A 12,267-nucleotide genomic window follows, 5' to 3' on the forward strand; every position below is an offset into this window, starting at 1 on the left:
GGTTTTTTAGAAATGGAAAGAGTGCAGATTTCAATGTTTCAACACCTAAAGGAAGATAACTAGGAGGTGATTAAGGTGAAAACAAAACGGATAAATGGTGATTTATTTTCAGGTCTTATCGCTGATGTCGACGAAGAAATCATGAATAGCGATGACAATCGTTTAGCTATCGATAGGATTGTCATCCAACATAATGGCGGTTTGAGCGATGAAGGAGCACCTGGTATGTATCTACAGGCGTTGGTACCTCTGCTTATTACCAGGCTTGGACTATCCAGAGCATGTTTTTTGCCCTGTAGGAGTCTTTGCCATCATTGATACTCAGGAAGCAGACGGCTACACTTGAGGCTTTCTGAAGTCAGAAAAAAGCTGGCTGGCCTTGGAGTTCACAGAAAGAATTACTTAGAACATAAGGAGAAAAATAATTGTTGAAATTGATACAAAATAAGAAAAAAGGTGGAGAGAAAGCCTTTCGCTACTCTCTCAGAAAATTTAAATTTGGCGCGGCATCGGTTTTAGTCGGACTTGCATTTTTAGGTCTTGGTGCGGAGTCAGTGTCTGCAAGCTTTGAAACGTTAGGAAATGTAACCTATCTTGGTGACACTGATTCCGAGGTTCAAGAAACGAAGAAATCAGTTAAGGTAACTACTGAAATAACGAACAATGGACAACATGTGAAGTATACAGTGATTTTTAATGAGCAGCATGAGAGATGGAGCAGACCTGGGCTCACTGTCTGGTTGCCAAAAGGTTTGGATGCATCTACAATTAAAATCAGAACCTATAACAGCGATGCTGTGACGGGGGGAGGAGGACGACCATGGAAACAAATTCATGATCGGAATTTAGATAGTTTCCCAGGTGCTACAAGAACGTTGGTTAAGAATCCAGAGTTAGATCCTAAAAACAGAGGAAGATGGGATGAATTTTGGAGTAAAATAACAGGAACTGGCCAAGGTTCAGAGATTCCTACTCAATGGAAAAATCAAAATTTATTAGCCTATGGTCTCGATTCTTGGGAAAATATTTCAAGGAATGCCTATAAGTGGGAACTTGAAGCGGATGTTTTGCCCGGTGTAACAATTTCGCAAATGCCTTTTGTGGCAGGGATGAAGAGTCCAACAGGATACCCTCGATACGTCGCAATAGGAGCAGATGAACAATTCGATACAGATGGCGATGGCGTCACTGATAAGGTAGAAAAGAGGCAGGATCAGATCCAAAAGATCCAGCATCTACTCCAGACACTGTCGATACAGATGGCGATGGCGTAGCTAAGCGACTTCCCTATCTCACAGGGGGCAACCCCCAACTACTTCCGGCGTTCTAGGGCTTAACTTCTGTGTTCGGCATGGGTACAGGTGTATCTCCTAGGCTATCGTCACTTAACTCTGAGTAATACCTACTCAAAATTGAATATCTATTCAAACCAAGAAAACCGTTCGCTTTCGTATTCTCAGTTACTTTGGATAAGTCCTCGAGCTATTAGTATTAGTCCGCTACATGTGTCGCCACACTTCCACTTCTAACCTATCTACCTGATCATCTCTCAGGGCTCTTACTGATATAAAATCATGGGAAATCTCATCTTGAGGTGGGTTTCACACTTAGATGCTTTCAGCGTTTATCCCTTCCCTACATAGCTACCCAGCGATGCCTTTGGCAAGACAACTGGTACACCAGCGGTAAGTCCACTCTGGTCCTCTCGTACTAGGAGCAGATCCTCTCAAATTTCCTACGCCCGCGACGGATAGGGACCGAACTGTCTCACGACGTTCTGAACCCAGCTCGCGTGCCGCTTTAATGGGCGAACAGCCCAACCCTTGGGACCGACTACAGCCCCAGGATGCGACGAGCCGACATCGAGGTGCCAAACCTCCCCGTCGATGTGAACTCTTGGGGGAGATAAGCCTGTTATCCCCAGGGTAGCTTTTATCCGTTGAGCGATGGCCCTTCCATACGGAACCACCGGATCACTAAGCCCGACTTTCGTCCCTGCTCGAGTTGTAGCTCTCGCAGTCAAGCTCCCTTATACCTTTACACTCTGCGAATGATTTCCAACCATTCTGAGGGAACCTTTGGGCGCCTCCGTTACCTTTTAGGAGGCGACCGCCCCAGTCAAACTGCCCGTCAGACACTGTCTCCGATAGGGATCACCTATCTGGGTTAGAGTGGCCATAACACAAGGGTAGTATCCCAACAACGTCTCCTTCGAAACTGGCGTCCCGATCTCGTAGACTCCTACCTATCCTGTACATGTGGTACAGACACTCAATATCAAACTGCAGTAAAGCTCCATGGGGTCTTTCCGTCCTGTCGCGGGTAACCTGCATCTTCACAGGTACTAAAATTTCACCGAGTCTCTCGTTGAGACAGTGCCCAAATCATTACGCCTTTCGTGCGGGTCGGAACTTACCCGACAAGGAATTTCGCTACCTTAGGACCGTTATAGTTACGGCCGCCGTTTACTGGGGCTTCAATTCATACCTTCGCTTACGCTAAGCACTCCTCTTAACCTTCCAGCACCGGGCAGGCGTCACCCCCTATACATCATCTTACGATTTAGCAGAGAGCTGTGTTTTTGATAAACAGTTGCTTGGGCCTATTCACTGCGGCTGACTTAAAGTCAGCACCCCTTCTCCCGAAGTTACGGGGTCATTTTGCCGAGTTCCTTAACGAGAGTTCTCTCGCTCACCTGAGGCTACTCGCCTCGACTACCTGTGTCGGTTTGCGGTACGGGTAGAGTATGTTTAAACGCTAGAAGCTTTTCTTGGCAGTGTGACGTCACTAACTTCGCTACTAAACTTCGCTCCCCATCACAGCTCAATGTTATAGAATTAAGCATTTGACTCAATTCACACCTCACTGCTTAGACAGACTCTTCCAATCGTCTGCTTTAGTTAGCCTACTGCGTCCCTCCATCACTACATACTCTAGTACAGGAATATCAACCTGTTGTCCATCGGATACACCTTTCGGTCTCTCCTTAGGTCCCGACTAACCCAGGGCGGACGAGCCTTCCCCTGGAAACCTTAGTCTTACGGTGGACAGGATTCTCACCTGTCTTTCGCTACTCATACCGGCATTCTCACTTCTATGCGTTCCAGCGCTCCTCACGGTACACCTTCATCACACATAGAACGCTCTCCTACCATACCTATAAAGGTATCCACAGCTTCGGTAAATTGTTTTAGCCCCGGTACATTTTCGGCGCAGGGTCACTCGACTAGTGAGCTATTACGCACTCTTTGAATGAATAGCTGCTTCTAAGCTAACATCCTAGTTGTCTGTGCAACCCCACATCCTTTTCCACTTAACAATTATTTTGGGACCTTAGCTGGTGGTCTGGGCTGTTTCCCTTTCGACTACGGATCTTAGCACTCGCAGTCTGACTGCCGACCATAATTCTTTGGCATTCGGAGTTTATCTGAGATTGGTAATCCGGGATGGACCCCTCACCCAAACAGTGCTCTACCTCCAAGAATCTCTAATGTCGACGCTAGCCCTAAAGCTATTTCGGAGAGAACCAGCTATCTCCAAGTTCGTTTGGAATTTCTCCGCTACCCACAAGTCATCCAAGCACTTTTCAACGTGCCCTGGTTCGGTCCTCCAGTGCGTCTTACCGCACCTTCAACCTGCTCATGGGTAGGTCACATGGTTTCGGGTCTACGTCATGATACTAAGGCGCCCTATTCAGACTCGGTTTCCCTACGGCTCCGTCTCTTCAACTTAACCTCGCATCATAACGTAACTCGCCGGTTCATTCTACAAAAGGCACGCTCTCACCCATTAACGGGCTCGAACTTGTTGTAGGCACACGGTTTCAGGTTCTATTTCACTCCCCTCCCGGGGTGCTTTTCACCTTTCCCTCACGGTACTGGTTCACTATCGGTCACTAGGGAGTATTTAGGGTTGGGAGATGGTCCTCCCAGATTCCGACGGGATTTCACGTGTCCCGCCGTACTCAGGATACTGCTAGGTACAAAGACTATTTTAAATACGAGGCTATTACTCTCTTTGGCTGATCTTCCCAAATCATTCTTCTATAATCTTTGAATCCACATTGCAGTCCTACAACCCCGAAGAGTAAACTCTTCGGTTTGCCCTCCTGCCGTTTCGCTCGCCGCTACTAAGGCAATCGCTTTTGCTTTCTCTTCCTGCAGCTACTTAGATGTTTCAGTTCACTGCGTCTTCCTCCTCACATCCTTAACAGATGTGGGTAACAGGTAGTACCTGTTGGGTTCCCCCATTCGGAAATCCCTGGATCATCGCTTACTTACAGCTACCCAAGGCATATCGTCGTTTGTCACGTCCTTCTTCGGCTCCTAGTGCCAAGGCATCCACCGTGCGCCCTTATTAACTTAACCTTATTTTCTGACCTTTTCAGTCATAAACTCTTATTAATACTACAGCGTTTTCGGTTTATTTTCTTGTTACTATTTGATATAGATATTCAATTTTCAATGTGCATTACTTGGTAATCTCTCACCAATGGAGCCTAGCGGGATCGAACCGCTGACCTCCTGCGTGCAAAGCAGGCGCTCTCCCAGCTGAGCTAAGGCCCCACAAGACCTCTCAAGACTAAACAAGACCAATGCGCAGTTCCTTTTCCTTAGAAAGGAGGTGATCCAGCCGCACCTTCCGATACGGCTACCTTGTTACGACTTCACCCCAATCATCTATCCCACCTTAGGCGGCTGGCTCCTTACGGTTACCTCACCGACTTCGGGTGTTACAAACTCTCGTGGTGTGACGGGCGGTGTGTACAAGGCCCGGGAACGTATTCACCGCGGCGTGCTGATCCGCGATTACTAGCGATTCCGACTTCATGTAGGCGAGTTGCAGCCTACAATCCGAACTGAGACTGGCTTTAAGAGATTAGCTTGCCGTCACCGGCTTGCGACTCGTTGTACCAGCCATTGTAGCACGTGTGTAGCCCAGGTCATAAGGGGCATGATGATTTGACGTCATCCCCACCTTCCTCCGGTTTATTACCGGCAGTCTCGCTAGAGTGCCCAACTGAATGATGGCAACTAACAATAGGGGTTGCGCTCGTTGCGGGACTTAACCCAACATCTCACGACACGAGCTGACGACAACCATGCACCACCTGTCACCTCTGTCCCGAAGGAAAGCTCTATCTCTAGAGCGGTCAGAGGGATGTCAAGACCTGGTAAGGTTCTTCGCGTTGCTTCGAATTAAACCACATGCTCCACCGCTTGTGCGGGCCCCCGTCAATTCCTTTGAGTTTCAACCTTGCGGTCGTACTCCCCAGGCGGAGTGCTTAATGCGTTAGCTACGGCACTAAACCCCGGAAAGGGTCTAACACCTAGCACTCATCGTTTACGGCGTGGACTACCAGGGTATCTAATCCTGTTTGCTCCCCACGCTTTCGAGCCTCAGCGTCAGTTACAAGCCAGAGAGCCGCTTTCGCCACCGGTGTTCCTCCATATATCTACGCATTTCACCGCTACACATGGAATTCCACTCTCCCCTCTTGCACTCAAGTTAAACAGTTTCCAAAGCCTACTATGGTTAAGCCACAGCCTTTAACTTCAGACTTATCTAACCGCCTGCGCTCGCTTTACGCCCAATAAATCCGGACAACGCTCGGGACCTACGTATTACCGCGGCTGCTGGCACGTAGTTAGCCGTCCCTTTCTGGTAAGATACCGTCACAGTGTGAACTTTCCACTCTCACACTCGTTCTTCTCTTACAACAGAGCTTTACGATCCGAAAACCTTCTTCACTCACGCGGCGTTGCTCGGTCAGACTTCCGTCCATTGCCGAAGATTCCCTACTGCTGCCTCCCGTAGGAGTCTGGGCCGTGTCTCAGTCCCAGTGTGGCCGATCACCCTCTCAGGTCGGCTATGTATCGTCGCCTTGGTGAGCCGTTACCCCACCAACTAGCTAATACAACGCAGGTCCATCTGGTAGTGATGCATTTGCACCTTTTAAGCAAATGTCATGCAACATCTACTCTTATGCGGTATTAGCTATCGTTTCCAATAGTTATCCCCCGCTACCAGGCAGGTTACCTACGCGTTACTCACCCGTTCGCAACTCATCCAGAGAAGCAAGCTCCTCCTTCAGCGTTCTACTTGCATGTATTAGGCACGCCGCCAGCGTTCGTCCTGAGCCAGGATCAAACTCTCATTAAAAGTTTGAGTTCTCACTCATTTCTGTCACTGACAGATTTATTGTTTTTTCATTGTTCAGTACTACAACGAGCGCTTCATCTACTTGGGTTTGATCTGCATTAGCATCAGCTATTACTGTTTGTCCATTTTTTATCGCTTCATCATACGCATCCTTCTTTGTTTTGTCTGCGTTATAATATTTAAAGTTTCCTTTAACGTCAGCCTCTTGACCTACTACTTGTCTTAACTCTGTCTTGTTTCCTTTTTCAACTAACAAGCTTTTAGCGTCATCTAATTTGCGTTTTACTTCCTCTACTTTTTGTAATACTTGACTGACCTCATCTTTAGTTGCATTTCCTTGTTTTTCTAAGATAGTCCTTAGTTCTTCTTTTAGTGACTGGATATCCTGACTATACTTATCAAACTCCTCATTGTATTTATCAATGCTTTTAGGCGTTTTATTTTCTGTTGATACCTTTTTCAACTGCTCAACTTGCGCAGATAGATTACTCTTTTCTTCATTTGTTGCAGCAGGTACTAAAGCTTCTTGTTTTTCTAAAAGCGCCGAAAGAGCTTTTTTATAATCTGCTGTTGTTTTTAACTGTCCAGTAAGAAGATTATTTACTGTTTCAAGCTCAGCTGTATATGCATTGACAGTATCATCCGTTTTCCCCGCCTTATCTGCCGTTTCCGTTTCAAGTGATTTATTATAAATTCTTTGTAAGAGGTTTTTGGCTAATTTTCGAGTATCTTGTTCAATTGAAAAGCCTGTTCCTGTTACAGGTAACGCATAATGTCTAAGCGGAGACTGGTATCCCATCCCTAGTCTTTCTGTATCTGTTACTTTAATTCGAACTGTAAAGTCAGTAACTCCTATCGGCAAATCTATATCCGAACTTGTAAACGTTCCAGCTTGACCGTTTGGTCTATTTGCTGCTTCTGCCATTTTTGTCTCTACTTCACTCTTGTTCAAAGTATGATTATTAAAGTTACTTCTTACATACAACCATCCTGTACCATCCTTAGCAGGAGTTACTGTTCCTTGTTCATTTGTCACAATACTCCTAGGTTGCGGTTCAAAAATATATTTGTAAGCTACTACTTCTTTATTATTCTGACGATATACAACCTCTACTAAATATTTTGCTTTTGTACCATTTAAGTCCCCAGTAAATCCCGTTTTAAAGGCAACTTTTACCTTAGACCCCGTTGCTGGTGAATGAGCCTTGAAAGTTTTCTCAATCCCACTAAAACTCTTAATCCCAAAAGAGTCACTTCCTCCTAAACCTGTTCGCCTATAAGACTGTCCATTAAATGTTTCTTCTGTTTGACTAGCAATAGTTCTAACTTTCGCTAGGAATAACATATATTCTTTTGTTCTATCGAAAGCTTGTTCCCCTACATAAGTATCGTATGTTCTTGCCCCATTATTATATACTGTATTTACAGTTTCAATTGGGAAAATACCACTTTCTGTTTTTCTAGCAATAGCAAGTTTTCCAGCTGTGCCATCTGACTGACTAATTGCATTCCAACCACCAAATGATTGAATTTCTAGCACTTCACCTTTTACAACCCCAGTTTGATTCCCTAATTCATCCATATCTTGAATCTTTTTATTATTTTCAACTACATCAGGTAATTCTGACAAAGCTGTTGCTAATGTTTTTAAATCAGCATTTTCTACAGGTGCTGTGTAAGTCTGGTTTGCCGATGGGTCATCCGTTGCAACATCTGCATCTGGAGTGGCACTTATATCACGTTTTTTACGTGATTTTGGTTTCTTGCTTTCTGTTGTTGCTGCTGATGTAGTAGATGTCTCTTCAGTTTTTACTCTTGTTTTGTCTTTATTTTCTACGCTATTTGCTTCTGTAGATGGCACCTCAGTATTTTTCTCTGCTGACTTTTCTTCTGTTGCTGAAACAGTAGGTGATTCGACTGATGGTGCGCTTGCATCAGTAGATGTTGGAGTACTTGTTTCTTCTTGACCTTCCGAAGCAGTAGTCTCACTACTACCAGAATTTCCATCCAACTGACTGACTACTGGAGTCGCCCCGTAGGTTCCATTCTGGACATCTGGGTCTTTCAGTGGTGAGCCTTGTCTTCCCTCATTAGTTGGGGTTACACCTTGCTCTGTGGCAGACACTGTCCCATTTCCTGGAAACATGAACAAGGCTGCTACTGCAACACTAGCAGCTCCAAAACTAACCTTACGAATCGAAAACCGCAAGCGCTTTTCTCTATCTTCATTACCTTTATAAAACATATATCATTTTGCTCCTTTTCCGATAATTATCGGTTAATATATAATGGAAGGGCAAATAAAAAGCCCCCCTAAAATATTTGAGCATACTTTAGGTAGGTTTAACTCATTATACTCTCTTTCTTTTTATAAATCAAACATTATGAACTAAGCTTGATATCATATATCTTATCGTGGAAATATTGACTTCATTTTCTCCTGAAATTTGTTTTTTACCCAGCCTCAACATATATACGGCAAGCTGAAACCAACATTGTTTGACTTGATCGTCAAGCTTTTCACTTCACCACCTGCTAGCTGTTTTAAAAGAAAAAACGCTTGAAAAATCAGCGTTATTCTTCGTATATTATTAAAATATATGATTCTATCAGTTTTTTAGAAATATTTTATAGTTCAAGAACGATAAGCTCGAGAAACAGCTAGAGTTTCAAATTGCAACTACTATCATACAAAACTCTTTGATCCTATTTATTTTTATCACAATTTTGATTTATAGTTCTCCGAATACCTTTTAAATGTGAAAGCATTTCATTGGAGCTTTGAAAAATACATACACTGTTTTTATTCGTATGTTAACTTGATAGAATCTTTGTCTTCAAGCATTTTTTTAATGTTAACGACAGGCAATATGAAGTTGGGGAACTCATTACCCCGAGTAATCATATCAGATACGATAGGCCGAATATAGGACCAAAGAATTGCTAAGCCATTCTCTTTAAGAAAAGTTTCAAAATCAATATCAAATTCTGTATCGTCATATATAAATGAAAATTCTCCAACAATATCTACAATAAGCTCAAAAGCAGAATCATCTGAATCTATATTTCCTTGCTTTGTTATCAAGTTAACATAAGCAAGGTTTTCAGATTTTCTTATTAAAATCTGTGCAGACAATTCAGGCTGTAAATTAATAGTACTATTTGTTTGGTCAAAACTAGGATTTCTTCGATACGATACTTCATTTAAAAAGTAATCTTTAAATTGTAAAGAGGACATTAAGCTGCCACCTCACTATTTTCTTTTGTTGTAATTAAGTTTTCAGAATCTATTGGTAAATATGAAAAACATGACTTCTTGTTTTTTATATTATATTTAGGCATTACATTTACTTTAGTTATAGAATTCAAATCATAAAACTCTTTTTGATTATTTAATTGAGAAGTAAAATGGATTTCATCTTTATATTTTTTAAGACTTCCTGATATATTCAAATCATAATCAAATTCATTGTTTACTGAATAAATTTTGTTGGCCTTAATATTTTCAACTAATTCTTGGAACATTGGAGAATCCATCAAAGAAAATTCTTCAGTTCCTAAAAAGTTTGACAATAAACTCATAAAAGCCTCCTTATTTATAAAATGTTTGTCATACAATTTAAATCACGGATACAAATTTCCTCTCCGTTCTTTCCGTTAATTACTGGTAAAAATGGAATATCTGTATATGTTTTAGACTGCACGGCTTCATAATTCTTCCCATGCTGAGACGCTAAATCAAGCAACAGTTCAATAATTAATCCTTGATTTTGGTTAAGAAGAGTAGCTCTATTTTTGGCTCCGCTACCTGAAATACCTGCAATCTCACGTTCAATTTGAATAAATGCCGCTTGTCGATATTCTTCTAATAAGCTTTGGTTTGCTGGGTCATCCAACATAAAAATATTGTTCATAGAGCTTAGGATGATTTTAGCATGAATTAACTCAGACCTAACCCCGGGTTTGCTTAGTTCAAATGACTTATACTTTGCTACATAAGCAGAAGCAATCGTTTTACCAGTATCTTTGTCAAAAGGTAGAAAAAAGTAAATACCATTACCCAAGTCGTTCGGATGTCTCTGTTTATGAATACCAGGTTTATATTTCTCATAAGAAAAACCAGCAGATAGAATCTTTTCTTTTATTGGTGGTGCCGTGCCACCCACTATATTGTAGCATAGAACCTCCTTATGAAGCTACTAACTTGATTATACTGTTAAAGCTTAGATAATTCAACTATTACGGGATTTTTTGAAAACATTCTAGCGATTTCCAGAACGGAACTGAGCATTAAGACAATAACTACCTCACCTTATCATGCCGAAATTATCGGATTTTATCAGAATTAAAACCCCATAAAATCGGGCTTTTTCTATTCTTCAAGAAAACGCTTTTTTGAAGAATAGGATTGTAATTTCTGGTTCTAATCGTTCAAAATGCGTGTTTTTGCAAAATAGAAATGCAAGCCAGAACCTGCAAAAACATTATCTATTCTAAATAGTCTTTTTCTGTTATGACTCTTAATCTAGTAGAATAATTCTGGAATGTTGAGAATTTAAAGCGTTTAGGATCTTCAAGTTTGTTTCTATCGTTCATTTCTAAAGCACGGTTATAGTCTATAATAGCTTTCACTAACTTATTGATTATAGCTTTATCATTATCCATTACTTTATAATAATCTTCGACTTTCCGAAGGCGAAAAGTGGTATTTAGTAAATAACTTTTATCTTCTAAAATCAAGGTTTTACCCATATCTAATCCTTCAACATATCCTTCTTTTGCTGAATTTCGAAACTTATGCTTCAACTGATACTTTTTAGGAATATAACTTCTAAATGGAATCAAGAAAGTTAGCCCCTGTATTTTGACAAGAGTTACCGCAAATCCCCTTCCTTTATTCATTACTTCCTTCGTCTTAAAGTCATAGTCCATCGCTTGAATAAGGTCGTAATCCTTGCACATTTTTAAATCAATTTGACCTAATTTTAACTTTTTGCTTTTCATTTCTATTCCCTAGATAAAAAGCTCACTAAAAAGTGAGCAACATTTCCAATGAGATACTTCTGTTGACGAGCGCGTCTCTCCGCCCCCTCATTGCCTCACGAAAAGGCTAGACGAATCGAAAGGAGGTGAGTTTTCCTGTTTTCAATTCTCCTTATTCTTACACATTTTTTTAATTTTGTCAAACAAAAAAAAACGCAAGCCTAAGCCTGCGGTGAGTGTAATCTATTTTGAAATTTTTAAATAAAAAAGAGCATTTAAGCCCCTCCCTTGAAATAACGGACCCTTGGCTGGTCGGTGTACCCAGCATCTCAGATACCTTTTTGCAAGGTGTGGCAGGAACCTTTCTGCCCTCAAATGTCTTTCGTTAATGTTATTCTAGCACTATCTAATTTTTTGTCAAGTTTTCTCAATCTACCAGACTTGATACGTATTAGCTACACCCTCAACAAATTTATACTCTTCGAAAATCTCTTCAAACCTCCTCAGCTTCCATCTGAAGCCTCAAAACAGTGTTTTGAGCAACCTACAGCTAGCTTCCTAGTTTGCTCTTTGATTTTCATTGAGTATTAAAAAACTCTCTTATCTGAAACCATCACAAAAAAACAATTGAAATACTAAGCCTACACAGACTGATTCCAATTGTTTTTTAGATTGTTTAACAATCAATTTTACCATTCTTCATAGTCAAAACCATCATAATCTGGATATTGTTCTGGCGGCGTTCCAACCGAACGTACGAGATAAGCTTCTTCGTCTTCCGCCTCGATTTCTCTCAGCACTTGGCATTCAAAACGCCATTCATCACCGAAGTCGAAAATAAACTTAAATTTTTGTTTGACACTTAGGGTATCCAGATAGACATTTTCTGTGTAACGTTCTTCAACATCGTCACTAACAAAGCTAAGAAAGTAAGAATCTGCATGACTCCACGCAACATTATCCACGAAAAATGCATGAGCATGATCATTTGCAAAATCAAAACTCCATAAAATCACATCTGCTAGTTCTACTAACGTTTTTGTTTTTAGAATTTATATATGTCGGTAGCAACCTTTTTAAAATTTGACGAAAATGACCCAGGCTTCTACAGATGCTGGCTTT

At 41.6% G+C, this 12,267-nt stretch carries 8 protein-coding genes, 1 tRNA gene and 3 rRNA genes; 2 read left to right on the forward strand and 10 right to left on the reverse strand.

The window, feature by feature from the left end; all coding sequences use genetic code 11:
* Window positions 1-75: 75 nt before the first annotated feature.
* Together SPPN_RS10865 and SPPN_RS10870 are read left to right on the forward strand one after the other, a co-directional pair.
* Window positions 76-318, forward strand: a complete 243-nt coding sequence (locus SPPN_RS10865; RefSeq protein ID WP_000851052.1) for a hypothetical protein — start codon at window positions 76-78, stop codon at window positions 316-318.
* Between the two features lie 107 nt (window positions 319-425).
* A complete protein-coding gene (locus SPPN_RS10870; protein WP_000916010.1) occupies window positions 426-1,274 on the forward strand; it encodes a YSIRK-type signal peptide-containing protein in 849 nt (282 codons plus the stop codon).
* On the opposite strand, the gene rrf is transcribed toward SPPN_RS10870, so the two are convergent.
* The 10 genes from rrf to SPPN_RS10920 form a co-directional block, all read right to left on the reverse strand.
* A 5S ribosomal RNA gene (gene rrf, locus SPPN_RS10875) occupies window positions 1,274-1,389 on the reverse strand. The genes SPPN_RS10870 and rrf overlap by 1 nt on opposite strands.
* A 76-nt stretch (window positions 1,390-1,465) precedes the next feature.
* A 23S ribosomal RNA gene (locus tag SPPN_RS10880) occupies window positions 1,466-4,367 on the reverse strand.
* 125 nt (window positions 4,368-4,492) lie between these two features.
* Window positions 4,493-4,565: transfer RNA gene (locus SPPN_RS10885), tRNA-Ala, on the reverse strand.
* Between the two features lie 51 nt (window positions 4,566-4,616).
* Window positions 4,617-6,162 (reverse strand): 16S ribosomal RNA (locus SPPN_RS10890).
* The 16S, 23S and 5S rRNA genes sit together here with 1 tRNA gene alongside, the layout of an rRNA operon.
* Complete coding sequence (locus SPPN_RS12515; RefSeq protein WP_000499440.1) at window positions 6,158-8,407, reverse strand: YSIRK-type signal peptide-containing protein; 2,250 nt, start codon at window positions 8,405-8,407, stop codon at window positions 6,158-6,160. The genes SPPN_RS10890 and SPPN_RS12515 overlap by 5 nt, the downstream gene beginning before the upstream one ends.
* 558 nt (window positions 8,408-8,965) lie before the next feature.
* Complete coding sequence (locus tag SPPN_RS10900; protein ID WP_000096817.1) at window positions 8,966-9,400, reverse strand: protein-export chaperone SecB; 435 nt, start codon at window positions 9,398-9,400, stop codon at window positions 8,966-8,968.
* The gene (locus SPPN_RS10905) at window positions 9,400-9,744 is read right to left on the reverse strand and encodes a hypothetical protein (RefSeq protein WP_000055346.1); all 345 of its coding nucleotides are present in this window, start codon (window positions 9,742-9,744) and stop codon (window positions 9,400-9,402) included. Before SPPN_RS10905 ends, SPPN_RS10900 begins: the two co-directional genes overlap by 1 nt.
* Window positions 9,745-9,758: 14 nt before the next feature.
* Entirely contained in the window at window positions 9,759-10,328 is a 570-nt protein-coding gene (locus tag SPPN_RS10910) for a hypothetical protein (protein WP_000509515.1), read from the reverse strand.
* Window positions 10,329-10,650: 322 nt separating this feature from the next.
* A complete protein-coding gene (locus SPPN_RS10915; RefSeq protein ID WP_000837197.1) occupies window positions 10,651-11,166 on the reverse strand; it encodes a hypothetical protein in 516 nt (171 codons plus the stop codon).
* Window positions 11,167-11,834: 668 nt separating this feature from the next.
* Window positions 11,835-12,158, reverse strand: a complete 324-nt coding sequence (locus SPPN_RS10920) for an IS1096 element passenger TnpR family protein (protein ID WP_420173521.1) — start codon at window positions 12,156-12,158, stop codon at window positions 11,835-11,837.
* Window positions 12,159-12,267 lie beyond the last annotated feature (109 nt).

Source organism: Streptococcus pseudopneumoniae IS7493, assembly GCF_000221985.1.
In the GTDB taxonomy this organism is placed as follows: domain Bacteria; phylum Bacillota; class Bacilli; order Lactobacillales; family Streptococcaceae; genus Streptococcus; species Streptococcus pseudopneumoniae.

Excerpts from the sequence above, each read along its gene's own strand:
- SPPN_RS12515 (WP_000499440.1), bottom strand. The coding sequence starts at position 8,407 with ATGTTTTATAAAGGTAATGAAGATAGAGAAAAGCGCTTGCGGTTTTCG.
- SPPN_RS10900 (WP_000096817.1), bottom strand. The coding sequence starts at position 9,400 with ATGTCCTCTTTACAATTTAAAGATTACTTTTTAAATGAAGTATCGTAT.
- SPPN_RS10905 (WP_000055346.1), bottom strand. The coding sequence starts at position 9,744 with ATGAGTTTATTGTCAAACTTTTTAGGAACTGAAGAATTTTCTTTGATG.
- SPPN_RS10915 (WP_000837197.1), bottom strand. The coding sequence starts at position 11,166 with ATGAAAAGCAAAAAGTTAAAATTAGGTCAAATTGATTTAAAAATGTGC.